Annotated in this window: 24 protein-coding genes, 1 pseudogene and 1 riboswitch; of the genes and pseudogenes, 9 read left to right on the plus strand and 16 right to left on the minus strand. The window is 70.8% G+C overall.

The features are described 5' to 3' along the window. From ABF401_RS02225 to lpdA, 3 genes and pseudogenes are all read right to left on the minus strand, one after another. Nucleotides 1-630, minus strand: a pseudogene (locus ABF401_RS02225) (hypothetical protein); the annotation flags it as partial. Between the two features lie 261 nt (nucleotides 631-891). Next, nucleotides 892-2,733: a 2-oxoglutarate dehydrogenase, E2 component, dihydrolipoamide succinyltransferase gene (gene sucB, locus ABF401_RS02230; protein WP_353507901.1), complete on the minus strand. Its 1,842-nt coding sequence runs from the start codon at nucleotides 2,731-2,733 to the stop codon at nucleotides 892-894. 31 nt (nucleotides 2,734-2,764) lie between these two features. Further along, complete coding sequence (lpdA, locus tag ABF401_RS02235; protein WP_353507902.1) at nucleotides 2,765-4,144, minus strand: dihydrolipoyl dehydrogenase; 1,380 nt, start codon at nucleotides 4,142-4,144, stop codon at nucleotides 2,765-2,767. A 167-nt stretch (nucleotides 4,145-4,311) separates the two neighbouring features. Between lpdA and ABF401_RS02240 the strand changes: the two genes are divergently transcribed. Together ABF401_RS02240 and ABF401_RS02245 are read left to right on the plus strand one after the other, a co-directional pair. Next, nucleotides 4,312-4,659 (plus strand): hypothetical protein, encoded by a 348-nt coding sequence (locus ABF401_RS02240; protein ID WP_353507903.1) that lies wholly within the window; start codon nucleotides 4,312-4,314, stop codon nucleotides 4,657-4,659. 86 nt (nucleotides 4,660-4,745) lie between these two features. Then, nucleotides 4,746-4,934 carry a DUF5302 domain-containing protein gene (locus ABF401_RS02245; protein WP_353507904.1) on the plus strand — a complete coding sequence of 63 codons (189 nt, stop codon included), beginning with the start codon at nucleotides 4,746-4,748 and terminating at the stop codon, nucleotides 4,932-4,934. A 97-nt stretch (nucleotides 4,935-5,031) separates the two neighbouring features. Here ABF401_RS02245 and ABF401_RS02250 read toward each other — a convergent pair whose 3' ends face one another. Beyond that, nucleotides 5,032-6,549, minus strand: coding sequence for a leucyl aminopeptidase (locus ABF401_RS02250; RefSeq protein ID WP_353507905.1), 1,518 nt, complete (start codon nucleotides 6,547-6,549; stop codon nucleotides 5,032-5,034). Between the two features lie 76 nt (nucleotides 6,550-6,625). Between ABF401_RS02250 and gcvT the strand changes: the two genes are divergently transcribed. Both gcvT and ABF401_RS02260 read left to right on the plus strand, forming a co-directional pair. Beyond that, entirely contained in the window at nucleotides 6,626-7,744 is a 1,119-nt protein-coding gene (gene gcvT / locus ABF401_RS02255; RefSeq protein ID WP_353507906.1) for a glycine cleavage system aminomethyltransferase GcvT, read from the plus strand. 39 nt (nucleotides 7,745-7,783) lie between these two features. Beyond that, nucleotides 7,784-8,212 carry a hypothetical protein gene (locus ABF401_RS02260; protein ID WP_353507907.1) on the plus strand — a complete coding sequence of 143 codons (429 nt, stop codon included), beginning with the start codon at nucleotides 7,784-7,786 and terminating at the stop codon, nucleotides 8,210-8,212. Between the two features lie 4 nt (nucleotides 8,213-8,216). Here ABF401_RS02260 and ABF401_RS02265 read toward each other — a convergent pair whose 3' ends face one another. The 6 genes from ABF401_RS02265 to ABF401_RS02290 are packed head-to-tail and all read right to left on the minus strand — an operon-like array spanning nucleotide 8,217 to nucleotide 13,879. Beyond that, nucleotides 8,217-8,984 carry an adenosylcobinamide-GDP ribazoletransferase gene (locus ABF401_RS02265; RefSeq protein WP_353507908.1) on the minus strand — a complete coding sequence of 256 codons (768 nt, stop codon included), beginning with the start codon at nucleotides 8,982-8,984 and terminating at the stop codon, nucleotides 8,217-8,219. Next, a complete protein-coding gene (locus tag ABF401_RS02270) occupies nucleotides 8,977-9,567 on the minus strand; it encodes a bifunctional adenosylcobinamide kinase/adenosylcobinamide-phosphate guanylyltransferase (protein ID WP_353507909.1) in 591 nt (196 codons plus the stop codon). Before ABF401_RS02270 ends, ABF401_RS02265 begins: the two co-directional genes overlap by 8 nt. Then, nucleotides 9,564-10,436: an ECF transporter S component gene (locus tag ABF401_RS02275; protein ID WP_353507910.1), complete on the minus strand. Its 873-nt coding sequence runs from the start codon at nucleotides 10,434-10,436 to the stop codon at nucleotides 9,564-9,566. The genes ABF401_RS02270 and ABF401_RS02275 overlap by 4 nt, the downstream gene beginning before the upstream one ends. Next, nucleotides 10,433-12,058, minus strand: coding sequence for an ABC transporter ATP-binding protein (locus ABF401_RS02280; protein WP_353507911.1), 1,626 nt, complete (start codon nucleotides 12,056-12,058; stop codon nucleotides 10,433-10,435). Before ABF401_RS02280 ends, ABF401_RS02275 begins: the two co-directional genes overlap by 4 nt. Further along, nucleotides 12,055-13,131, minus strand: a complete 1,077-nt coding sequence (locus ABF401_RS02285; protein WP_353507912.1) for an energy-coupling factor transporter transmembrane component T — start codon at nucleotides 13,129-13,131, stop codon at nucleotides 12,055-12,057. The genes ABF401_RS02280 and ABF401_RS02285 overlap by 4 nt, the downstream gene beginning before the upstream one ends. Before the next feature lie 10 nt (nucleotides 13,132-13,141). Then, nucleotides 13,142-13,879, minus strand: coding sequence for an SCO2322 family protein (locus tag ABF401_RS02290; RefSeq protein ID WP_353507913.1), 738 nt, complete (start codon nucleotides 13,877-13,879; stop codon nucleotides 13,142-13,144). 85 nt (nucleotides 13,880-13,964) lie between these two features. Then, nucleotides 13,965-14,121: riboswitch (cobalamin riboswitch) on the minus strand. Nucleotides 14,122-14,217: 96 nt separating this feature from the next. Between ABF401_RS02290 and ABF401_RS02295 the strand changes: the two genes are divergently transcribed. Together ABF401_RS02295 and ABF401_RS02300 are read left to right on the plus strand one after the other, a co-directional pair. Further along, a complete protein-coding gene (locus ABF401_RS02295; protein ID WP_353507914.1) occupies nucleotides 14,218-14,433 on the plus strand; it encodes a hypothetical protein in 216 nt (71 codons plus the stop codon). 50 nt (nucleotides 14,434-14,483) lie between these two features. Next, a complete protein-coding gene (locus ABF401_RS02300; RefSeq protein WP_353507915.1) occupies nucleotides 14,484-15,842 on the plus strand; it encodes a serine hydrolase domain-containing protein in 1,359 nt (452 codons plus the stop codon). A gap of 12 nt (nucleotides 15,843-15,854) precedes the next feature. On the opposite strand, the gene ABF401_RS02305 is transcribed toward ABF401_RS02300, so the two are convergent. Continuing rightward, a complete protein-coding gene (locus ABF401_RS02305) occupies nucleotides 15,855-16,427 on the minus strand; it encodes a DUF3043 domain-containing protein (RefSeq protein ID WP_353507916.1) in 573 nt (190 codons plus the stop codon). An 18-nt stretch (nucleotides 16,428-16,445) separates the two neighbouring features. Continuing rightward, the gene (locus ABF401_RS02310; protein ID WP_353507917.1) at nucleotides 16,446-16,892 is read right to left on the minus strand and encodes an SRPBCC family protein; all 447 of its coding nucleotides are present in this window, start codon (nucleotides 16,890-16,892) and stop codon (nucleotides 16,446-16,448) included. A gap of 66 nt (nucleotides 16,893-16,958) precedes the next feature. Between ABF401_RS02310 and ABF401_RS02315 the strand changes: the two genes are divergently transcribed. Further along, a complete protein-coding gene (locus tag ABF401_RS02315) occupies nucleotides 16,959-17,513 on the plus strand; it encodes a TetR/AcrR family transcriptional regulator (RefSeq protein WP_353507918.1) in 555 nt (184 codons plus the stop codon). Here ABF401_RS02315 and ABF401_RS02320 read toward each other — a convergent pair. Next, nucleotides 17,489-18,031 (minus strand): protein-L-isoaspartate O-methyltransferase family protein, encoded by a 543-nt coding sequence (locus tag ABF401_RS02320; protein WP_353507936.1) that lies wholly within the window; start codon nucleotides 18,029-18,031, stop codon nucleotides 17,489-17,491. The genes ABF401_RS02315 and ABF401_RS02320 overlap by 25 nt on opposite strands. A 78-nt stretch (nucleotides 18,032-18,109) precedes the next feature. Next, nucleotides 18,110-18,964, minus strand: coding sequence for a methyltransferase domain-containing protein (locus ABF401_RS02325; RefSeq protein WP_353507919.1), 855 nt, complete (start codon nucleotides 18,962-18,964; stop codon nucleotides 18,110-18,112). 62 nt (nucleotides 18,965-19,026) lie between these two features. On the opposite strand from ABF401_RS02325, the gene ABF401_RS02330 reads away from it, so the two are divergent. Both ABF401_RS02330 and ABF401_RS02335 read left to right on the plus strand, forming a co-directional pair. Further along, nucleotides 19,027-20,391, plus strand: a complete 1,365-nt coding sequence (locus ABF401_RS02330; RefSeq protein WP_353507920.1) for a dipeptidase — start codon at nucleotides 19,027-19,029, stop codon at nucleotides 20,389-20,391. A gap of 410 nt (nucleotides 20,392-20,801) precedes the next feature. Continuing rightward, nucleotides 20,802-22,412, plus strand: a complete 1,611-nt coding sequence (locus ABF401_RS02335; protein ID WP_353507921.1) for a substrate-binding domain-containing protein — start codon at nucleotides 20,802-20,804, stop codon at nucleotides 22,410-22,412. On the opposite strand, the gene ABF401_RS02340 is transcribed toward ABF401_RS02335, so the two are convergent. Both ABF401_RS02340 and nadA read right to left on the minus strand, forming a co-directional pair. Beyond that, a complete protein-coding gene (locus ABF401_RS02340) occupies nucleotides 22,402-23,211 on the minus strand; it encodes a metallophosphoesterase family protein (RefSeq protein WP_353507922.1) in 810 nt (269 codons plus the stop codon). The genes ABF401_RS02335 and ABF401_RS02340 overlap by 11 nt on opposite strands. Before the next feature lie 4 nt (nucleotides 23,212-23,215). Then, entirely contained in the window at nucleotides 23,216-24,406 is a 1,191-nt protein-coding gene (nadA, locus tag ABF401_RS02345) for a quinolinate synthase NadA (RefSeq protein ID WP_353507923.1), read from the minus strand. Nucleotide 24,407 lies beyond the last annotated feature (1 nt).

The following is a 24,407-nucleotide window of genomic DNA, read 5'->3' on the forward strand; positions in this document are numbered from 1 at the left end:
GGCCTCGGCGATCATCGTCGCGTGCAGCAGCGACACCGTCCCCGCGGCCAGCCGGGACCGCAGCCCGGCATACCGACGCGGCGCCGCCGCGAGCCGCAGCCGGCGGGCCGCCTCGAGGTGCGGCACCGCGGTCGCGGTGGTCAGCTCGGCCAGCACCGCCTCGTCCACCCCGACCGCCCGCGCCGCGGGCGACATCCCCCTCGTGGGCAGCCCCTTCGCCGCCCTCGCCATCTCGATGGTCTGCTCGTGCTCATCGAGCTGCTCACCGATCACCGTGCGCAACGCGCCGTACGCGGCCACGATCCGCCCGTCCAGCCGCGCCCGGTCCGCCTCCAACGCCTCGATCTGCGCGAGCAACGCCCCGGACGCGTCCTCCAACGACAACCCCACCGAACCATCCACCGGGGTCTTTGATGGGGACTGCGGCGGGCTGTCCGGGGACGCCGCAGCGGTCTGCTCCGACGGCACCGCCGCCACCAACCCGGCCCAGCCCGGCCCGCGCAGGACCACCGGCGGCCGGGGCCAGGCCAGCTCGACCGGGAACGCCGGGCGCGCCGCGCGCCCCGGGTCGAGCCCGGCGCCGCGCAGCGCGCGCTCGATCCGGTCGGTGACGCTCGGCAGGTACGGCACGGGCCGGCCTCCCTCCCTGACGACACGAAACCGGCTACCCCTATTCAAACAAATGTTCGACTAGGGCGCAAGGCTTTACCCACCCGAGATCACACCAACCTGGCTGCAGCGCAACACAACCCGCGTCGGAACCAAGCCCAGCGGCATACGGCATGTCTTGGCTGTCGAGGGCAAGCAGAAAGACGAACGAACGGCGAAGCGCGTCGCCCTCGGACCGGAGGACCGGCCGAAGGCGACGCGCTTCAATGGGACCTCGTGGGCTCAGACCTCGAAGTTCCCGTCTTCCAGACGGGTCTTCATCGTGCCCAGGAAACGGGCTGCGTCTGCACCGTCGACGATCCGGTGGTCGTAGGTCAGGGCCAGGTACATCATCGACCGGATCGCGATCGTCTCACCGCCATCGGGGTCGGTCACCACCACAGGCCGCTTGACGATGGCACCCGTGCCGAGGATGGCCACCTGGGGCTGGTTGATGATCGGAGTGTCGAAGAGTGCACCGCGGCTACCGGTGTTCGTGATCGTGAACGTGCCACCGGCCAGGTCGTCGGGCGTGATCCTGTTGTTCCGCGTCCGATCCGCGACGTCGGCGATGGCGCGGGCGAGACCTGCGATGTTGAGGTCGCCCGCGTTCTTGACGACCGGGACGATGAGGCCCTTCTCGGTGTCGACAGCGATGGAGAGGTTCTCCGTGCCGTGATGGACGACCTCCTCGCCTTCGATGCTCGCATTGACCATCGGGTGCGCCTTGAGCGCCTCCGTCGCGGCGAGCGCCAGGAACGGCAGGAAGCTGAGCTTGACGCCCTCGCGCGCCAGGAAGTCGTTCTTCGACCGATCCCGGATGCGGGCCACCTTGGTCAGGTCGACCTCGACGACGGTGGTCAGCTGCGCCGAGACCTGAAGCGACTCGACCATCCGGGTCGCGATGACCTTGCGCAGGCGCGTCATCTTTTCCCGAGTGCCGCGCTTCGGCGAGACAGAGGCGGCCGTTGACGGAGCCGCCGGAGCTGCCGGCGCCGTGGTGGCCGTGGCGGCTGCCGGTGCCGCGGACGCCTCGGGTGCAGGTGCCTGCGCAGCTTCGGCAGCATCGAGCACGTCCTGCTTGCGGATGCGGCCGCCGACGCCAGTGCCCTTGAGGGTGGACAGGTCGATCCCGTGCTGGGCGGCGAGCTTGCGCACCAGGGGCGTGACGTAGGCCGCCGCGTCCGTGGACGACTGGGCCGGCGTGCGCGCGGCCTGAGGTGCCGGCGAAGGTGCTGCCTGCTGGGCCTGGGCGGGCGCCGCAGGCTGGGAAGGGGCTTGCGGCTGAGGCTGGGCGGGCGCTGCTGGCGGCTCGGGCTGGGCGGCCGACTGCGGCTGTGCGGCCGGCTCGGGCGGTGCCTGCTGTGCGGGGGGCGCCGCGGGCTGCTGTGCGGCAGGCTCGGCCGCCGCCGGCGCGGAACCGCCGATGATGGCCAGGTCGCCGCCCACGGGGACGGTCTCGTCCTCAGAGACGAGAATCTTGGTCAGGGTGCCGGCCACGGGGGACGGGATCTCGGTGTCGACCTTGTCGGTCGAGACCTCGAGCAGCGGCTCGTCGACCGCCACGTCGTCGCCCTCGGACTTCAGCCAGCGCGTCACCGTTCCCTCGGTCACGGACTCACCGAGCGCCGGCATCGTCACCGTCTCGCCCTCGCCACCGCCGGCAGCCGATGCTGCAGCTTGGGGCTGCTCGGCCTGCGCCGCCTCCGGCTCGCTCGTCGCCGGCTGGGGCTCCTGCTCGGTGCTCGGGGCCTCGGGGGCGGGAGCGGCCTGCTGCTCAGCCGGGGGCGCCTGCTCAGCCGGGGCTGCCTGCGCGGCGGGTGCGGGCTGGTCGGCAGGAGCCGCCTCGCCCTCGCCGATCACGGCGAGCTCCGCTCCGACCGGGACCGTGTCGTCCTCCTGGGCGAGGATCTCCTGGAGGGTGCCTGCGACCGGAGAGGGGATCTCGGTGTCGACCTTGTCCGTCGAGACCTCGAGCAGTGGCTCGTCCACCTCGACGCGGTCGCCGACGCTCTTCAGCCAGCGGGTGACGGTCCCTTCGGTGACGGATTCGCCCAGGGCCGGCATGGTCACGCGTTCTGACATGACGTGTTCTCTCCTCTTCCCAGTAACTGGCTCAAGCGTGCGCGTGCAACGGCTTCCCAGCGAGGGCCAGATGGGCCTCACCAAGTGCTTCGTTCTGCGTCGGGTGGGCGTGAACGAGCCCGGCGACGTCCTCGGGGTGGGCTTCCCAGTTGACGATCAGCTGTGCTTCGCCGATCTGTTCCCCCATGCGGGCACCGATCATGTGAACGCCCACCACCGGTCCATCCTTGCGCCGAACCAGCTTGACGAACCCTTGCGTGCCCACGATCTGGGACCTGCCGTTCCCGCCCAGGTTGTACTCCTGGATCTCCACCTCGCCGTGGGCGTCCCTGGCCTCGGCCTCGGTCAGCCCCACGCTGGCGATCTCCGGATCGCAGTACGTCACCCGAGGGATGCCGGACTCCTCGATCACGGCGGGGGACAGGCCGGCGATCTCCTCAGCGACGAAGATGCCCTGGCCGAACCCTCGGTGGGCCAGCTGCAGCCCGGGCACGATGTCGCCGACCGCGTAGACGCCGGGGACGTTGGTGCGGAGGCGTTCGTCCGTCGGCACGAAGCCCCGATCCATCGTGATGCCGGCGGCCTCGTAGCCCAGGCCCTCGGTCACCGGTCCACGACCGACGGCGACGAGGAGCAGGTCGGCCTCGATGCTCTCGCCTGACTCGAGCGAGACCGTGACGACATCTCCTGACTGGGTTGCGCCGGCGAACCGCGCGCCCGTCTTGAACGCGATCTTGCGCTTGCGGAAGGCCCGCTCGAGCTGCTTGCTCACGGCCTCGTCCTCGGCCGGCACCAGCCGGGGGAGCGCCTCGATGATCGTGACCTCTGCGCCGAAGCTGCGGAACACAGACGCGAACTCGACACCGATGACACCGCCGCCGAGCACGATGACCCTCGCCGGGACGTGGTCGATGCTGAGCGCCTGGTCAGAGGTCATGATCGGGCCGCCGATCTCGAGGCCCGGCAAGGACTTTGCGTAGCTGCCGGTGGCCAACACGACGTTCTTGCCCGTCAGCCGTCGGTCACCGACGACGACCGTGTGCGGACCGTCGAGTGCGCCGCTGCCCTCGACGTAGTCGATGCCGCCGGCCTTGACCAACCCCTGGAGTCCCTTGTGGAGCCGGCTGACGACGCGATCCTTGTAGGAGTGGACACCTGCCATGTCGATCGACTCGAAGGTCGTCTTCACGCCGAACTGCGCGCCCTCGCGGGCCGTGTCAGCCACCTCGGCGGCGTGGAGCAGGGCCTTGGTGGGGATGCACCCTTGATGCAGGCACGTGCCACCCAGCTTGCCCTTCTCGACGAGGGCCACCTTGAGGCCCAGCTGCGCCGACCGGAGGGCGCAGGCATACCCGCCCGACCCCCCGCCGAGGATGACGACGTCGTAGTCGCCGACGGCTTCAGCCGACATGTGGTGGTGCTCCTTCGCTGGCTTGATGACGGGGTGGGTCATGCGGGTGCGTCACGGGATGGGTCACGCAAGAAGCATCTTGTCATTGATCGAGACCGACGTCACAGGCAGGTGAGTCTGGTTGGCGGACGTCCGACGGGTTGCCTGAGCCGTCGTACAGTGCGGGCATGGGTTGGTTCTCCCGTCGTCGTCGCTCCAAGGACCTGCCTGTCCTGGGGCGGTCCGACGGCCCCTCGATGGACATCGACCGCAAGGCCGTCGAGGCGCATCTTCGTGCCTTCGTGCAGGGCCACCGCGGCGTTGAGGCCTACGTGGAGCCAGCCACGAGCGTCACGACGACGACCATCGTGCTCATCGCGTGGGATGGCGAGTGGACCCGCCGCGCAGTGGGGGAGCGCAAGGATGCATTTGGGCTCGCCCAGCGGCTTGGCGTCCCCGTCTACGACGTCAACCACACCGGCTACCCGAACCGGATGCGGCAGTGGAACAGTCGCAAACGGCGCGGCGACGCGTGACCGGGTGTGACCCAAAAGCATTGGCAGGTATGCCGCTGGGCTGACAGGGTGGGCATGTCTCGTTCCCGTCGCCCCAGGAGGTACACATGTCCAAGCAGGAGGGTTCCGCCACCGGGCCCAGCGAGGAGATGAAGGCCAAGTTCCGTGAGGCGCTGGCGAAGAAGCACGCGCACGGCGGCAAGGACGTCTCGGACGACCAGGACCGTTCCAAGGTGCACGGCGCACACGGCCCGGCCAAGGCGCAGCAGATGTTCCGTCGGAAGGCCGGCGGCTAGACAAACAATCGAGTGCGCCAATCGAGTGTGCAACTTCTGCCCCTGAGCGCTCACCGCGCCGTCACCAGAACGGGCAGAAGTTGCACACTCGAGTGAGTCAGGCGTAGCTCTCGATGAGTGAGACGAGGGTGCGCACGGCGAAGCCGGTGCCGCCCTTGGGCTCGTAGCCGTTGGGTGCCTTGTCATTGAACGACGGTCCAGCGATGTCGATGTGGCTCCATGGGATCCCCTCGCCGACGAACTCACTGAGGAAGATCCCGGCAGTGAGCATCCCGCCCTCGGTGCCGCCCTTGTGAGCGAGGTCGGCGTTGATCGAGTCGAGCGCGGGCCGCAGCTCCTTGGGCAGCGGCATCGGCCACATCGCCTCGCCAGCGGCGGCAGCGGCCTCGACGACCCGGGTGCGGAAGGCATCGTCGTTGCCCATGACGGCTGCCGTGTTCGCGAGGGCCACCACCTGGGCACCGGTGAGAGTCGCGACATCGACGATGGCGTCGGGGGAGGTCTCACTCGCGAGGGCGATGCAGTCGCCCAGCACCATCCGGCCCTCGGCATCGGTGTTGAGGATCTCGACCGTCTTGCCGCCGCGCATCGTCACCACGTCGCTGGGTCGCTGGGCCGTCGAGCTCGGCATGTTCTCGGCGAGGCCGAGATAAGCGGTAACCGCCACCGGCAGGCCCAGCTCGGCGACGGCGAGAACAGTCGCCGCGACCGCGGCCGCCCCGGCCATGTCGCTCTTCATCGTCAGCATGCCCGCCGCCGGCTTGATGCACAGGCCGCCGGAGTCGAAGGTGATTCCCTTGCCGACCAGGGCGATCGTGGCCTTCGGTCGCGCAGGGGTGTAGGACACCACGGCGATCCTCGGCTCGTTGGCCGATCCCTGCCCGACGCCGACGATGCCCCCGAACCCGCCAGAACGGAGCTGCTTCAGGTCGAAGGTCTTGAGCTTGACCTTGGTCGCCTTGACCCGCCCCTCCAGCGAAGCGACGAAGGTCGCGGGGAAGAGGATGTTGGGCGGCTGGTTGACCAGGTCGCGGGTGTAGGCGACGGCCTCCCCGAGCGCGGCTGCCCGCTTGACCGCCTTGCGGGCTGCTGCGTCCGCGGGACCGACGAGCGCGATCGACGAGACGGCGTCCCCGTTCGCGCCTGCCTTGGGCACACCGTAGGCGCCGAGGGCGGCACCCTCGGCCGCGGCTGCAACGAGGGCGGTGGAGCTGCCCGGGACGACGACCACGACCTTCTTCTTCTTGGCCAGTCCGCGCACTGCCGCGCCGAAGCCACGGCGAACGTCCTCCAGGACCTCACCCTCGCCGCGCCCGTCGAGCTCGCCGATACCGGCGAGCACCACGACCCGAGCAGCCACCTCCGGCACCGCGGCCACTGCTGTCGTGTCGCCGGTCTTGCCCGTGAGGTCGAGATCGGAGATCACGGCCTTGAGGTGGGCGACGGCCTTGCGGGGGAGACCGTGGCCAGGCGCGAGGCTCGCGGTGTCCTCACCGGCGACCAGGCCGACGACGACGGCGTCGCCGGCTGCCTTGTCGGCCGGGCGGGTGGAGATGGTCAGGTTCGCCACGAGGGACTCCTTCTTCAGGGACGGGGGCCCGATCCACAGGTCCATGCGGCATGGTCGTGCCGGCAGCCGGGCGTTGTGGCGTCGATGATAAGTCCCGCCGAGCCGCGATAAGTTGAGCGCCATGGTGACAACGACGTCGGAGACCGTTTCCCCCAAGCTCTCGCCCGTGCACGACCGCCACGTCGCCCTGGGGGCGAAGATGGCCGACTTCGGCGGCTGGGACATGCCGATCGAGTACCCGGGCGGAGGTGTCGTCGCGGAGCACACGGCGGTCCGAGAGCGGGTCGGCATCTTCGACGTGAGCCATCTCGGCAAGGCCGAGGTCAACGGTCCCGGAGCGGCCGACTTCGTCAACTCCTGCTTCACCAACGACCTGCGGCGCATCTCCGTGGGGCAGGCGCAGTACACGCTCTGCTGCGACGAATCCGGCGGCGTCGTCGACGATCTCATCGTCTACCTCAAGGGCGACGATGACGTCTTCCTCATCCCCAACGCAGCCAACACGGCCGAGGTGGTGCGGCGCCTCGAGGCCGCCGCTCCGGCTGGGATCGAGGTGACCAGCCTCCACGACGCCTACGGCATCATCGCCGTCCAGGGGACGAAGAGCGACGAGGTGCTCGACACGCTCGGGCTACCGACCGGCCACGACTACATGTCGTTCGCCGAGGCGGACTGGGAGGGGCATCCCGTCATCGTCTGCCGCACGGGCTACACCGGAGAGCGCGGATACGAGCTCGTCCCCCGATGGGACGACACACCGCCACTGTGGGATGCGCTCACCGAGGCCATCGCGACCTACGACGGCAAGCCCTGCGGACTGGGTGCCCGGGACACCCTGCGCACCGAGATGGGCTACCCGCTGCACGGCCAGGACCTGTCCCTCGACATCTCGCCGGTGCAGGCTCGAGCGGGCTGGGCGGTCGGCTGGAAGAAGGATGCCTTCTGGGGCAAGGATGCCCTTCTCGCCGAGAGGGCCAATCCGACGCGCCTCAGCCGGGGCCTGCTCGTCACCGGGCGGGGCATCCCCAGGCCGCACTGCACCGTGTCCAGGGACGGCGCCCAGGTCGGTGAGGTGACGTCCGGGACGTTCTCGCCGACGCTGCGGCAGGGAATCGCCTTGGCCCTCCTCGACCCCGGTGTCTCTGAAGGTGACACCGTGGACATCGACGTGCGAGGCCGCAGCGTGGCGGCCCAGGTCGTCAAGCCGCCGTTCGTCCAGGTCCAGGTGCGCGAGTCCTGACGACGGTTGGGCGAGCGGCCGAAGGGGTACGGCGTAGCCATGACTGAGACGCCACGTCCAGGAGCCGACCCCTCCCCGTTGACGGACGAGGAGCGAGATGCGATCCGGACCGCCGCGGTCCTTGCGGGAGCGCTGGTGTCCCAGGCGGAGGGCGGCTTCTTCGACACCTTCCGCGAGTCGTTCGCAGCCTCGAAGGCGGTCAGCTCCGCACCGCCCGCGATCCGCGACCTGCTCGTCCAGGGAGGTCTTCCGAGCATGCCTCGCGCCGGCTCCAGGGACGAGTTGGAGGCAGCGACGCTCGACCAGCTGAGGCGGGCCGTGGCGACCCTGCGCGCCAAGGCGCCCGACCTGGTCGAGGGCTACCGGTCGACGGTGGTCCAGAGCTGCCGTGACATCGCGGCGGCCGCCGACGACACGTCGGCGAACGAGTCGGAGGCGCTGGCCAAGGTGGAGCAGGCCTTGGCCTGATCCCTCAGGCCGCTGCGACAGCCGCCGCAACGAGCGACGTCACGAGCGCGACCTCGATCGCTGCCCCGATGACGTCGCCGGTCACCCCGCCCAGTCGTCGCACCGCGTGCCACGTGACGAGCCACGCACCCGCGACACCGGCGGCGACGACGAGCCCAGCGGCATACGGCGGCTCACCGGCCAGCCAGAGCGCCACCGCGCCGGCGAGCAGGACGCCGAGCACTGCAGCCACGAGGGAGGCCCCACCGACTGTTCCGGCCACGGCGGCGCCCAAGCCGTCGGCGCGCGCCGTCGGCACGCCGCGGCGGCAGGCCACCGCCGGGGCGAGCCTGCTGGCCAGCAGAGCGGTCACCGCCAGCGCCGTGCCTTTCGCGGTGCCGAGGACTCCGGCCAGGGCCGCGGCCTGCAGGAGGAGGGTCAGGACGAGGGCCGCGGCGCCCGCGGGGCCGGTGTCGCCGCGTCTCATCACCTCGAGCGCGCGCGACCGGCTCGGACCCGAGGTCAGCCCATCCGCGAGGTCGGCCAGGCCGTCGAGGTGCATCGCACGGCTCAGGAGGGCGGTCGCCGCCAAGGCCAGCCCGGCCGCAAGGAGCGGCGTGAGCCAGCCGTTCTGGGTGACGAGTCCCAGGGCGAGCCAGCCGGCCGCAGCCGGAAGGGCCGTCACCGGCGCGAGGACCATGGCGCCCCCTGCCGTTGCTGGGTCGACGCCGCCCGGCGGTCGCACGGGAATGACGAGGAAGGTGCCCGCACTGAGGCGCCAGGCGTCACGCATGGAGCGTCCGGGGTGGCAGGGACCGGGGGACGATCGGAGCCTGGGTGAGGTCCATGACCCGGCCGGCCACGACGAGGTGAACGGTAGCCGCGACCTCCGCGACTGCAGCGTTGAGCCTGCCCAGCTCGTCCTGGAAGAAGCGGCCCGAGTCACTCAGGGGAACGAGCGACCAACCGACCTCATTGGTCACCACAACGACGGGATGTCTTGCCCGACAAAGGGACTCGATCAGCGATGCGGTGCGCTGGCGCACGTGGTCGGTGGCATGATCGAGGTCGTCCCAGCCGACGAGGTCGACCTGCGCGGTGAGCCAGGTGCCGAGGCAGTCCACGATCACCGGCCCGGCGGCCGTGGTGATCGCCTCGTCCAGCTCGGCTGTCTCGAGGGTTCGCCAGCTCGAGGGGCGCCGCTCCTGGTGGGCCCGCACGCGCGCGGCCCAGGCCGCGTCGTCGTCCTCGGCGCGGCGGCCCGTCGCGACATAGAGAACGTCGTGTTTCAGGGCGACGAGGTGCTCGGCATGGCGGCTCTTGCCGCTGCGGACCGGTCCGGTGACCAGCGTGGTGGTGGGTGCCCGCGGAGTCATCTGGCCAGCGTGCCACGGCCGGGCGCGGTCCCCGCGACGTCGGGGTGTCCGGGCGTGGGCGAGGCCCGTTCCCCGAGGGCCCGGTCGAAGGCCACGGGCACACCGAAGGCCGCGCGGCGCGCCGCCCGTCGGAAGACGCGCAGCAGCGCTGGCCCGGCGACGGTGACAAGGATCGCGTTGAGCACCCCCCGCGGGACGTCCCAGGCGAGCGAGGTCGCGAGATAGAAGACGGCGTAGTGGCCGAGGTTCTCCGTGACGGTTGCACCGGGGACGAAACCCATGCCGGTCGGGGAGTTGGCGCCGAGGAACGGCCAGAACCAGAGGTTCATGAAGACACCGAAGGTGATGCCGCTCATCAGGGCGTAGCCGGCGAGCATCCATCGCTCGGAGCGGGCTCCCGGTCGCCCCGGGAGGAGTCCGGCTCCAAGCCCGATGGCGCCGGCACAGATCATCTGGAAGGGCAGCCAGGGCCCCACGCCTCCGGTGAGGAGCGCTCCGGTGAGCAGTGCGAGTGCCCCCCCGACGAAACCCACGCCGGGCCCGAGCACCCGACCCGCGACGATGATGATGAAGAACATCGGCTCCAGGCCGGCCACGCCAGCGCTCAGCACCCGCATCGCCCCTCCCGCGGCTGCCGTCACGCCGAGGACGGCAATGGTCTTCGCGTCGAGTCGCCCCGATGTCACCTCGGCGAGGCAGACCAGCGTGAGCAGCGCGAGGATCCCGGCGAAGAGCCAAGGGGTGTCGTTGCCGTGCTCCGTCACGAAATCGGCGGAGGCGACGAAGGGCCACAGGAAGGCCATGGCCCCAATGACTCCGACGAGACCCATCGCGACGACAGCCGGCCACCGGACGCGGATGACGGTCATGCGGACCGTCCCAGTGCCGCTGCCACTTCATCGACGGTGAGCCAAGCCTGGGGCCGGAGCACCTTGGTGACCTGGGGAGCGAAGGCGGGTGACGAGGCCAGCACCCGTCGGACCGGGCCGTCAGCGACGACCTCGCCGTCGGCGAGGATGACGACGCGGTCGGCGACCTCCGCGGCGAGCTCGACGTCGTGGGTCGCCAGCAGGACGGTCGTGCCACCGCTGGCGAGATCTCGCAGCGTGGCCCCGAGCCGCTGTTTGGCTCCGTAGTCCAGCCCTCGGGTCGGCTCGTCGAGGAGCAGGACCGCGGGGGAGCCCGCCAGGATCACCGACAGGGCAAGCTCCAGGCGCTGGCCCTCGGACAGGTCACGGGGATGCCGCGACGGGTCGAGGCCACCCGAGATCCGGTCGAGGATCGCCGCGGCCGTCCCGCTGGCGACGCCGAAGTCCTCGTCGGCAGCGGCGCACTCGGCCGCGACCGAGTCGCTGTAGAGGAGAAGCTCTGGCTGCTGGGGAACGAGGCCCACGAGGCGAACCCTTCGCTTGGCCGGCAGCGTCGCGGGCTCTGCCCACCCGGGCCCGTCGGCGACTCGGGCCGAACCGGCCGCGGGGGCAATCTGACCTGCGACGGTGCCGAGGAGGGTCGACTTGCCGGCGCCGTTCCGGCCCATGAGGGCGGTCACCGTGCCCGGGAACAGGCCGAGCGACAGGTCCTGGATGACGGTCCGTCCGCCGCGGAGGACTCGTGCTTCGTCGAAGCGGACCGACGGGCGCTGGGAGCTGGCGCCGTCCCGCTCTGGTGTGGGCGCCGCCGCATCGAGGCGGTCCCGCAGGGCTCCTGCACGCCGCCGCGCGTCACGGATGGAGAGCGGGGTCGGTGTCCACCCCGCCAGGCGCGACAGGGCAACGAGCGGGGGGTGGATCGGTGAGTCGGCCATTGCCTCAGCCGGGTCGAGCAGCGCCGAGGTGTGGCCCCCGTCGATGAGGACGACGCGGTCCGCGTGGTGAACGACGCGCTCGAGCCGGTGCTCCGCCAGGACCACCGTGACGCCAAGGTCGTGGACGATCCGGTGCAAGGAGGCGAGCACCTCCTCGGCCGCGACCGGGTCGAGAGCCGAGGTCGGCTCGTCGAGCACGAGGATCTGCGGCCCGGCGGCGAAAACGGAGGCGATGGCGACTCGCTGCTGCTGTCCTCCCGAGAGCATGCCCAGGGGACGGGTGCGCAACGGCGTGAGACCGAAGAGATCGAGGGTTTCCTCGACGCGTCGCCGGATCGTCGCCGGATCGAGTCCCATCGTCTCCATGCCATAGGCGATCTCGTCCTCGACGACGTCGGTCACGAACGTGGACTGCGGGTTCTGCTCGACGAGGCCGACGACGGTGGCCAGGTCGCGGGGCCGGTGGTCCGCTGTGCTGTGGCCATCGACGATGACCCGGCCGGTCAGGGTGCCGCCGCTGAAGTGTGGCACCAGGCCGTTGATGGTGCGCAGCAGGGTCGACTTCCCGCTGCCCGTCGGTCCGACGACGAGGACCAGCTCCCCCTCCGGGATCTCGAGCGTCACGTCGTGCAGGCTCGGCTCGTCCGCATCGGCGTAGCGGACCGTGACCTGGTCGAACACGATCATGGCAGGGCCCTTCGGGGACGAGGCGTGAACCAGGCGGGGAGCGCCGCGACCAGCACGGCGAGGACGGTGATCACGGGCAGCGGAGGCGCCTCGGCGCGGGGGAGCGGCACGACACCCGTCCAACCCTGCGCGCTGGCGACGACGAGGACCGCTCCGGGCACGGCGCCGCACACCACGGTGAGGGTCTCTGTCCACGTCCAGGGATCGCGCCGATGACCCGAACGGCCGTCCCTGGAGGCGCCGATCGCGAGGCTGGCCGCGGCAACGAGCATGCCGATGACGAGGACGGGCAGGCCGAGGACGCCGCCGACCGAGCTGTCGAGCAGCCCGTAGAGCCCCGCGAGGACGCCCAGGGTGCCGATGACCGCGAGGACGGATGCCGCGCGACGGCTGCGGGCGGTCGTCCGGATGGCCCGGCCGTAACCGCGTGACTCCATCGAGGCGGCCAGCCCGAGGGAACGGGCAAACGCCGTCTCGAGGACGGGGACGGCCAGGCGTGCCAGTTCCCGGATCCCGCGGCCGTCGTGCCCGCGAAGCGCGCGGGCACTGCGGACAGAGCGTGCGTCGGAGAGCAGCTGCGGTGCGAACGTCAGGCCGACGACGATGGCCGTGCCGACGTCGTACAGCGTCGCCGGCAGGTAGCGGAGCAGGCGCCTCGGGCTGGCCAGTGCGTTGGCGGCGCCGATGCACGCGAGGATCGCTGCGAGGCGCAGCGCGTCATAGAGGGCGTAGAGGAGGCTCTCGAGGGACACCCGGCCACCGATCCGCAGGAACGATGCCCACTCCGGCAGGGGGATCTGCGGGAGGGTGAAGAGCACGGTCTCCCCGCGGACTCCGTTGCCCAGGATGACGGTCATCACGAGGCGGAAGATGACGACCATCGCCCCGATGGCGACAAAGGCCATGAGCGGGTTCGGTGCCGACGGGTCGCGACGCTCGCTGACGACGAGGATGCAGACGCCGATGATGAGCAGGAGGACCATGGGGTTGGTCGTCCGGGAGGCGGCGGTGGCCAGCCCCAGCCCCCACAGCCACCAGGCCGCAGGGTGCTGGAGCCGCTCACGAGCGCTCATGGTGCAGGTTTCAGTCGTTGCGCTTGCCCGCGGCGCGCGAGCGCGCAATGAGGAAGGCGGCCAGCGCGAGGAGTGCGATTCCGACGATGACGTATGCCGCTGTGCTCGCGCCGCTCGACGTGTCCTGCGCGGGTGCGCTGACCGGTGCTGCCGCCGGCTCCGCGGCATCCGCCGTCTGCGTGGCGGTCGGCGCACTCACCTGCGCGGGCGTGTCCGCCGCCTTGGCCTCCGCGCTGAGCTCCTTCACCTCGCCGCCGCAGCCAGTGGCCGGGTAGCCCGCGACGCCGCAGACGAGCCCGTTCTCGACGCGAAGGTCTCCTGCTGTCGCGAGGACATCGGTGCTCGTCGCGTCGGGTGCGACGACGGCGCAGAGTGCGGTGGCCGCGGGCGGGGTCGCCCCGTCGGCCGCGTCCGCTGGGCGGCCGTAGTCGATGACGAGGCCGACCCGCTTCTGGCCGGTGGCGGCCGGAGTCGACGCACAGATCTGGTCGAAGGTCAGGGTCGCCCGCGGGAGCCTGACGTCGTTCACGTCCGCGACGGCGAACCGCCAGCCGTCGACCGACCCGTCCTTGGGGACGATCTGGTCCGAGCCCTTCTGGGCGAAGGCCCACTGGCCGTCGGTGAGCTGGTAGAAGCCCCAGAAGCGGTAGGCGGCCGCGTGGGCGGGGCCGACCGAGAGGGCGGTGCACGCTGCGGCGAGCAGCACGGCGATGACGACCCGGATCCGGGCACGCTGGGCAAGGGACACGATTACCTCCTCGCGGTGGGGCACCGAGGTCGGAGGTTGCTGTGCCTGAGGCCTGGTGTCTCCGGTCCGCATTCCACGACAGACTGACAAAGGAGCCGAACGGGCACGGGTTTTCCGGCTGGCGCCGGATGCCGACAGGGAGCGAACTGTGTCGGCCGCCGGGCTTCACGGTTGCGGGTCAGCGCCGGAGTCTCACCGGCTTGCCCCATTGCCCATCGGGTACTCGAACCGTGGCACGTCGAGCCGATCGACGTCAAACGCGGTCCAGCCGGTGACTGCCTGATCCAGGAGCGGCCCTGCCCCGGCTGTGGCGATCTCCAGCCAACTAGGGTGGCGGCATGAGCGCGGACTGGACCTGGGTGTACTTCGACGCCCACGGAGAGACGATGGCGGGCGCGGCGCTCGTCACCCGAGGTTTCCCGACCCAGAGCGATGCCGAGAACTACCTCGGGGAGTCGTGGCGGGAGCTGCTCGCCGGGGGTGTGGAGTCGGTGACCCTGCGCCACGGTGACGGCGTCGTCTACGGCCCGATGAGCCTGCGAGCGCCCGAGTGACGGCCGAACCGGCCGGTCCCCCGGGATCGGCGCCCACGCCCGCTGAGGGCGTGTCGAGCGTCCTGGAGCGCGACCTGACCGCGAGGGTCCGCTCCGCCCAACGTCGCTGGCGCAGCCCGGGCGTCAGCGCGGGGGTGGTGCGCGAGGGCGAGCTGGTCTGGAGCGCCCACATCGGAGCGGCGCGACTGGGCGACCCGACCGATGGCGCCGGGGCCTCGGCCGCGACCGACTCGACCCAGTTCATGATCGGCTCGGTCACCAAGACGTTCACGGCACTGGTCGTCATGGCCCTGCGCGACGAGGGCCGGCTGGCCCTCGACGACCCGCTCGATGCCCATGTGCCCGGGACCCGCCACGGGCGACTCCAGCTGCGCCAGATGCTGGCCCACGCCTCGGGGCTGCAGCGCGAGCCGATCGGCAACATCTGGGAGAGCCTGAGCGCTCCGGAGCGGGAGGCCTTCCTCGTCGGCGTCGAGGAGGCCGAGCAGGTCCTGCCCGCCCACCACGCCTTCCACTACTCGAATCTCGCGTACGGCCTGCTCGGCCAGGTCGTGGAGCGGGTGACCGGCCAGGACTGGGAGACCGTCGTCCGGGACCGGGTCCTGGACCCGCTCGGGATGACGCGCACGGGCCTGGTCCCCGCCGACGACCGCGCGCACGGGTACCAGGTCGACCCGTGGGCCGGGACGGCGAGGGAGGAGCCGCTCTTCACCCTCAACGCGACGGCGCCGCTCGGCGGTCTGTGGTCGACCGTCGCCGACATGGCCCGCTACGCCGCCTACCTTGCGGACCCCGACGATCGCGTCGTCAGCCCGGAGACCATCGACGAGATGTGCCGGCCGCTCATCATGACGGATGTCGACGGGTGGACCGGCGCCTACGGCCTGGGCTTCGGGATGGGCCGCCGGGGTGACCGGGTCTTCGTTGGGCACGGCGGAGCGATGCCCGGCTATCTCACCGGGCTGCGGGTCCGACGCCGGGACAGGACCGGGGCGATCGTCTTCGCCAACGCCACGTCTGGCGCCGAGCCGCTGGCGCTGGCGACCGACCTCGTCGAGGCGGTCGTCGATGCGGAGCCGCCGATCGAGCGGGCGTGGGTGCCGGAGCGGCCCCGGCCGGACCTGGCCGAGCTGCTGGGCCAGTGGTGGTCCGAGGGCTCGCCGATCGTCTTCTTCGTGCGCGACGGCGAGCTGTGGTCACGGCTCACCGACGATCCGCTCTCGGAGTCGCGGTTCGCGCGGGAGGGGCCCGACCGCTATCGGGCCGCGGCCGGCAGGGAGCGTGGCGAGGTCCTCCAGGTGGTCCGCGCGGCTGACGGCACGGTGGCCAAGCTGTATTTCGCCACCTATGCGGTCACCCGAAGTCCGCTGGCGTTCGCCGACCTCGTCGGCGGAGGGGACCAGTGCTGACCGGCGGGCCCGTCAGGAAGGGTGCTGTCCGCGGTCGACTGCCGGCTTGGGCATCCTCGTCCGCCTCATCTGGAATGCCCGCATGACGGCGTAGAAGGCATCGCCCCGCTCGGCCTGACCGTATTTGGCATTGACCTTTTTCTTCGTCCGCAGCCACATGAGCACGGCGTCGATGATGGCCACGACGATGAGCCCGTAGACGAGGATGAAGACCGACATCAGGGCCCAGCTCTGCTTGACGAAGCTGAGCAGCAGCACGAGGAGCATCACGGGCAGCATGAACTCGCCGATGTTCCACCGGGCATCGACGGAGTCGCGGATGAAGCGGCGGCGGGGGCCCTTGTCGCGGGCAGGGAGGTACCGCTCGTCGCCGGCGAGCATCCCGGCGCGTTGCTTGGCCATCCCCTCGCGCCGCGCCACCTTGTCCCTGGAGCGCGCGGCCTTTCGGTCGGTGACGATGAGCGGACGCTTGTTGGCCGCCTCCTGGTCTCGCCGCTTCGGCGTCGGGCGGTTCTTCGCCCCGGGGCGAGCTGGGGGCTCCTGGTCGATGAGCTCTTCGTTGAGGGTCTTCTTGCGTCCGAACACGAGGACAACTCTAGGTGTTCAGCGAGGCTGCTCCGATCCGGGCCGCTCGGAGCTGGCTGCCGCGCGACGAAAGCCCTCGTTCTCCGTGGCAATCGCCTGGCGCATCGCGGAGCCGGCGGCGAGAGAGAGGAGGCCTGCCGTCCAGCCGTTGACGTCGAGCGTGAGGGTGTTCTGCGTGCCGTCCGACGTGGCCGTGAGGTGGTGACCGCCGACGAATCGTGACCCGAGGATCCGGGCCTCCCAGACGAACCGGGACAGCGGCTCCAGCTCGGTCACCGTCCACACCGCAAGGGGCATCCGGGGCTGCCTGACTCGAGCGCTGCTGCCGATCCTGAGCTCGCCGTCGTCGAGTCGCTCGACCGACAGGATCGTCGGTGTCAGCGTCGGCCACCGCTCGATGTCGATGGTGAGCTCCCACACCCGGTCGACGGGTACCGCAATGGTCATGGCGTTCTCGAGGTGCATGAACAAGAGTGAACCACTTGGTACAGTCCGAGGCAATGGGATTTCTCTCGAGACCGGGGAGTGCTGATGGGCAGGGCCGGGGACGAGCTGCTTGATCGGGTCATGGCAGTCGTGGCGCGGCAGGGGCTGGGCGACCGGAGCCTGCGTGACGTGGCAGCCCAAGCGGGGACCTCGCACCGGATGCTGCTGTACCACTTCGGGTCCAGGGCCGGGCTGGTCGCAGCGCTCGTCGCCCGGATGGAGGCGGACCAGGTGCGGCTCCTGCGCGGGCTTGCCAGCGGCGCCGAGTCGCCGCAGCAGCTGATCCGGGGACTCTGGGATGAGCTCACGCGTCCTGAGGTGCTGCCCTTCGTGCGCCTCTTCCTCGAGACCGTCGCCCTGACGTCGCGGGGGCCGGGCGACGACCTCACGGCGCCCTGGGTCGAGGCGACGGCCGGCCTGGCGGCGCGGTGGGGCGTCGAGGCCGATCCGGCGTCGACCCGGCTGGGTGTGGCCGTGGTGCGCGGCCTGCTCGTCGACGTCCTCGGTGGCGGGTCGATCGAGGATGCCACCGACGCACTGGAGCGGTATCTGACGTCCCTTCCGGTCGTGCCTCTTCAACGCAGCGGCACGAAGCGGTAGGCGCCGTGTTCGCTCGTGCGGATGTCGTCCCCCTGGCGCTCCACGACGAGCATCCGGCTGTTCACGGGAATGACCATGCGGCCGGCATCGGCGAGCTGGGCGACGAGCTCGCCGGGAAGGTGTCGGGCGTTCGCGGACACGAGGATCCGGTCGTACGGCCCATGCTCGGGGGCGCCGATGATCCCGGCGGTGGCCGACTCGATGGAGGCCCAGGAGTGGCCGGCGGCCGCGAGGTTCTCGGCACCCCACCGTGCCAGCTCGGGGACGAACTCGACCCCGCGAACCGATCCTGTGGGGCCGGTCAGCTCCGCCAGCAGGGCGGTCGTCCAGCCGGAACCAGCCCCGACGTCGAGGACGCGGTGGCCGGGTTGGACGTCGAGCAGCCGCAGCATCGTCTCGACGGTGCGAGGCTGCGAGTTGGTCTGTCCGTGCCCGATGGGGATTGGCGCGTCGCGATGCGCGTCCGCTCGCGAGGCTGGCCGCAGGAAGCCCTCTCGGGGGACAGCAGCGAAGGCCATGCCCACGGCATCGGGTGACCGGCGCACCCTCCGATTGAAACAGCCCGACCTCCATCGCACCACCGGCACGAGGACGGGTCAGAAGTCACCAGCGCTCGGTGCCCGTGCCGCGATGTGGACGAGCGTTCCCATCCGGCGGTACGGGTCGGTCCGGCCGAGCCGCTCCTCCAGGTCGACGATCCGGGCGAGCTCGTCGGGCGGGGGAGCGGGCGCGTCCACGCCGACGTCATCGGAGGCGAGCCGGATCCCGTACCACTGCTCGACCAGCAACCCCTCGCGCTCGACCGTCGCCATGAGCTCGTCCGGGCGGTCGGCTCGTGCGCGGACGCCGATCTCGTTGAGATAGAAGGCGTCCCTTCCCTCCGCGAGTGCACGCTCCTGTTCGTCCAGCAGGTGCAGGGCCGCCGTCCAGTCGTGTCGGATGGATGGGCGCCAGGCCAGTGCGTCGGAGTTCCGGGCGACGACGGAGACGAGCGCCCCGGGTGCGGCGCAGCGGGCGAGCTGGGACATGGCTGGGCCGGACTCCGGGAGATACATCAGCACGCCGTGACACATGACGACGTCGTATGCCGCTGGGCTCGTCAGGTGCGACAGCGCGGTGACGTCGCCGTCGAGGAGCGTCACGCGCTGCCGCGCGTCTCCCTCGAGCGCCGCGGCTGCACGCAGGAAGGCCTCCCGCATCCCCGGGCTGGGCTCGACGGCGGTCACGGTGTGGCCCGCACGCGCGAGCCGGAGGGCCTGCGTGCCCTGACCGGCGCCCACGTCGAGGACGCGGAGCGGCCCGTCCGTCGTCCTGGGCAGGTGGGCGTCGAGCTGGCGGGACACGAGCTGCTGCCGGACGACGTTGCGCAGGTTGTCCAAGCGCTCGAGCCAGGGGGCCAGCCCCGCGGCAAAGCCTGCCCCAGCGTGGTCCGCCGACGACTCGTCACCCATGTTGCGACGGTATCCAAGGGCAGGGACTGCCCGGTTCGCAGGTGGATCGATAGGGTCGGACCGTGACTGACGACGTGCTCACCGCTGACCAGATCCAAGCTGTCCGTGACCGAGTCGCGGCGCTCATGCCCGGTGTGCGGGCCGACCTCGAGGCGCTCGTCCGCATCCCGAGCGTCTCGGCGGCCAGTTTCGACCAGTCCCACGTGGCGCGCAGCGCCGAGGCCGTGGCCGAACTGCTTCGCGGGGAGGGCCTCGACGTGGAGGTCGTCGTCGAGGGTGGGCGTCCAGCCGTGATCGGCCACATCGACGGACCAGAGGGCGCACCAACCGTGACGCTGTACGCCCACCATGACGTGCAGCCGCCTGGCGACGACGCGGACTGGGACAGCGCACCCTTCGAGCCGGCCGAGCGCGCGGGCCGCCTCTACGGGCGCGGCGCCGCCGACGACAAGGCTGGGGTCCTCGCGCACGTCGCCGCCCTGAGGGCGCATCGCGGCCGGCTGCCGGTGGGGGTCACGGTCTTCGTCGAGGGCGAGGAGGAATCCGGCTCGCCCTCGCTGCCGGCCATCCTGGCCAAGCACGGCGACCGGCTCGCTGCCGACGCCATCGTCATCGCCGACTCCGGCAACTGGGCCATCGGCCGGCCCGCACTGACGACGACGCTGCGCGGCGGGGTCCGTGCCATCGTCCGGGTCCAGACCCTCGACCACTCCGTCCACTCGGGCATGTTCGGCGGTGCGGCCCCCGACGCCGTGACCGCTCTGGTCAGGCTCCTGGCGACGCTCCACGACGACGACGGCAACGTCGCGGTGCAGGGCCTCGACGAGGGCATCGCGGCGGAGCTCGACTACGACGAAGCGCGGTTCCGCGCCGAGTCCGGTCTGCTCGACGGCGTCGACCTCATCGGCTCCGGCTCGATCCTGTCCCGACTGTGGACCAAACCGTCCATCACGACGATCGGCATCGATGCGACGTCGATGGACAAGGCGTCCAACACCCTCTCGGCACGCGCCGCGGCCAAGGTCTCGATGCGGATCGCGCCGAGCCAGGACCCGCAGAAGGCGTTCGAGCTGCTTCGAGCGCACCTCGAGCAGCATGCGCCGTGGGGCGCCCGGGTGTCGGTCGAGCTCACCGAGCTCGGGTCCGGCTTCGCAGCCCAGGCAGAGGGGCCGATCTACGACCAGGCCCGCGCCTCGTTCCGGGACGCCTGGGGAGTCGACCCGGTCGACATGGGTGTGGGCGGGTCGATCCCGTTCATCTCGGACTTCGCGGCGCGATTCCCGGAGGCGGCGATCCTCGTCACCGGGGTCGAGGACCCGGACACGCGGGCGCATGGCGCGAACGAGTCGCTCCACCTCGAAGAGTTCGCGCGGGTGTGTGAGGCGGAGGCGATCCTGCTCGTGCGCCTCGGTGCCATGCGCTCGTGAGGGATCTCAGATTCCGTGCCCCGGGTGGACGTCGCGGGCCCGATGTGTACGATTCGGATCAACTGTCCGGGTGCGATGCCTTCACGACGTGGTGCATCGCCCAGTTGCGATGAGGCGTGGGACTCGGGAGGACGCGGGTGAGTCAAGAGCCAAGGCCTCCGGGACGCCCGGTGGGTCCGTACGAGAAGAGTCTTCGAGAGGCTGCTGCCGGCTCAAGCGCGCGTCCATCCGCGACGCAGGGCACGACAGGGCGCTCAGGTGGACGGCATCGGGCGCCATCGGCCGGGCCCAGCCGCAAGGTCAAGCTCATCGCCTTCGTGCTCGCCCCTCTCCTGCTGCTCGGGCTCGGTGCGTTTCTGGTCTTCCGGCCTGACGGGGGATCCGCGCCCGTGGCGTGCGGCGATGAGCGCGTGCCCCTGACTGTCACCGCCTCGCCCTCACTGGCGCCGTTGCTGACCAAGGCGGCGGCGGCCTTCGACCAGGGCACCGCCTCGTGGGTCGATGGGCGGTGCAGCAAGACGACCATCGTCTCTGCGGAGCCCAATGCCTTCGCGGACACACTCCGCGCCTCGCTCGAGGCCGGTGGCGGCGCGAACGCACCGACGGCATGGGTGCCCGATGCCAGCATCTGGCGAGAGGTCCTCGCTCGGCGACCCGAGCTGTCGACGGCACTGCCGCACAGCTTCCCTGTGGTCGCCGTCAGCCCCGCCGTCATCGCGGCGCCCCGGGCCATGGCGGAGGCGCTCGGCTGGCCCGAGGCACAGCCCAGCTGGGCCCAGCTGATCGAGCTCGCGAAGGACCCCAAGGGCTGGGGCGCCAAGGGCCATGCGGACTGGGGACGAGTGCGGATCGGCTGGCAGGACCCCCTTCGCGACGCAGCGAGCCTGACCTCGATGATGAGCCTGACGCAGTGGGCCACTGACGGTGCCGAGGAGGTGGACGACGTCCGTCGGGGCCTCCTGTCCGCCCACAGTGCCCTCTCGAGCCTGAACATCGAGCAGAAGAAGGTCCTGGCGGGGCTGACGGACGCCAAGTCGACGCCCGAGGACGCGACGAAACAGGCGATGCTCTTTCCGACCAGCGAGCGCGAGGTGCTCCGCTACAACGCGACGAAGCCACGCATCCCGCTCGCCGCCCTGTACCCGTCGGACGGGATCCACCCCAACGAGGTCCCGTTGATCACCGTGCACGCCGACTGGGTCACCGATCAGCAGAGGGCCGCGCTCGATCGGTTCGCCGTCTTCCTGGTCACCGGCGCGGAGAACAAGCTGTTCGCCGCCGATGGGTGGCGCACGCCCCGCCTGCAGACGGAGGCGGACACCGCACAGGGGGTTGTCGCATCCGAGCCGCGATTCACGCCCTCCGGGCCGAACGCATGGTCGCTGGCGCAGTCGCTCCAGGGATGGACCGCTCTCGACCGTCAGGGCTCGGTCCTCGTCGTGCTCGACACGTCCGGTTCGATGAACGAGCGGGTCGCCGCGGCAGGCAACGCCACCCGGCTCGACCTGGCCAAGGAGGCCATCGCCGACTCCCTGCCGTTGTTCTCGGACCGGACCAACATCGGCCTTTGGACCTTCTCACGTCAGGAGAACCGAGCCGACCACACCGTGGTTCTCGACTTGGGGCCGCCGATGCGGAACGTCGGAGGCGTGACGGCGGTGCAGTCGCTGCAGAAGTCGCTGAACGGTCTGCGGGCTGACGGAGCCACGGGACTCTACGACACGGTCATCGCCGCGGCTGCGGCGGCTCAGAATGCCTGGCGCGAGGGCAACAACACCATCGTCCTGATCAGCGACGGCAAGAACGAGGACCCCGGGAGCGCCTCGCTCGAGCAGGTGCTGGAGAAGCTCCAGCCACTTGCGGGCGCAGAGCGTCCCGTGCGGATCCTCAGCATCGCCCTCGGCGGCGAGGCCGATGCGGTCACCCTCCGCCGGCTGGCCGACGCTGCGAAGGGCGAGGCCTACGTCGCCCGCGAGGCCCAGGACCTCGGCAAGGTGTTCCTGGCCGCTCTCACTGACTGAGTGCTCCGCCGGACCTGCCCCGGTAGGTCCCCTCTCGCAGCTCGAGGGCGTAGGCGTCGACGTCGGGCATCCCGAGCTCCCGGGCCACGGCGACCTCGGCGTCGATGTCGTAGGGCACGCGGACGAAGTTGACCGAGAAGGACTCCGGCACAGCAGAGCCCACGACGCCCTCGATGATGACGTAGGGGGCGCTCGGAGCATCGAGATGGTTGCCGACGGCTCCGGCGTTGAACAGCATGAGTCCGTCGTCGGCCGCGAGATAGGTGCCGTGGATGTCGCCGTAACCGACGACGTCCGGCGCCGTGCCGGGTGGCCACGCTCCGGCGAGGAAGTCGCCGGTGAACGGGGTGTTCGTGAACATTCCGAGGAACTCCTCGCGCGTGTGCTGTACCCGGACGCGGACGAACTCGCTGGTCTGCGACGCGTGGAAGAGGCGGACTCGCTTGCCGCTCATGACGAGCTCGTGAGTGTTCGGCAAGGCCGCGAGCCAGCGGACGTCGTCATCCGTCAGCTCGTCGCGCGCCCACTGCCCTGCCTCGAAGGGTTGGACGGCATGGCGGGCGATGAAGGTGTCCCAGTTGCCGCGGACGGTCACCTCACACGTCTCGCGGGTCAGTTTGATCGCCTCAGAGCCCCGCGGCCCCTTGCCGACGACGTCACCGAGGTTGAGGATCCGGCTGATCCCGCGTGCCTCGATATCGGCCAGGACAGCCTCGAGCGCCGTGACGTTGCCGTGGACGTCGGAGATGACGGCGATCTGGTCCATCCGGCCGGACCGCCGCCTGATCGGGTCCGCCACCCGGTCAGTCCTTGTGGGTGGTGCCGGGGAGCGCGAGCATGCGATCGAGCGCGACTCGGGCGTCTGCCGCCACCTGTGCATCGACCTGGATCGGGTTGACCACCCTGCCTTCGACGAGGGACTCAAGTGCCCAGACGAGATGAGGCAGGTCGATACGGTTCATCGTCGAGCAGTAGCAGACGTTCTTCTCGAGGAAGGCGATCCGCTGGCCCGGAAACTGCTGGGCAAGCCGCTTGACGAGGTTGAGCTCGGTGCCGACGACCCAGGACGTGCCGTCCGGGGCTGCGGCGATCGTGTTGATGATCTTCTCCGTCGACCCGACCTCATCGGCGAGCTCGACCACCTCGTAGCGGCACTCGGGGTGGACGATGACCTTGACGCCGGGGATCTCCCGCCGTGCGGTCTCGACCGCGTCGACGGTGAACCGGCCGTGCACCGAGCAGTGTCCGCGCCAGAGGATCATCCGCGCTTCGGCCAGCGCCTCGGGCGTGAGGCCCCCGCCCGGTCGGTGCGGGTCCCACACGACGCAGTCTTCGAGGGCAAGGCCGAGCTCGCGGACCGCGGTGTTGCGCCCGAGGTGCTGGTCGGGCAGGAAGAGCACCTTGCCGTCGCCCTGCACCCCGCCGACCTGCTCAAAGGCCCAGGCGAGCGCCGTCCGGGCGTTGGAGCTCGTGCACACGGTGCCGCCGTGCCGGCCGGTGAAGGCCTTGATCGCGGCCGATGAGTTCATGTAGGTGACCGGGACCGTCTGGCCCGCCACCCCGGCAGCCTCGAGCTGCTCCCATGCGTCCTCGACCTGGGCGATCGCCGCCATGTCGGCCATCGAGCAGCCGGCGGCGAGGTCGGGCAGGATCACCGTCTGGTCGTCGCTCGTCAGGATGTCGGCGGACTCGGCCATGAAGTGCACGCCGCAGAAGATGATGGAGGGGGCATCCGGGCGGGCTGCTGCGTCTCGGGCGAGCTTGAACGAGTCGCCCGTCACGTCGGCGAACTGGATCACTTCGTCACGCTGGTAGTGGTGTCCGAGCACGAAGACCTGGTCGCCGAGGGCCGCCTTGGCGACGCGGGCGCGCTCCACGAGGTCGGGGTCGGAGGGGGCGGGCAGGTCGCCGGGGCAATCCACGCCGCGCTCGGTGTGCAGCTCGGTGCCGTGGCCGAGCACGAGGAGGGGCAGCGGGGCCGGTGCCGTCGTCATG

Source organism: Intrasporangium sp. (assembly GCF_040414665.1).
Classification (GTDB): domain Bacteria; phylum Actinomycetota; class Actinomycetes; order Actinomycetales; family Dermatophilaceae; genus Intrasporangium.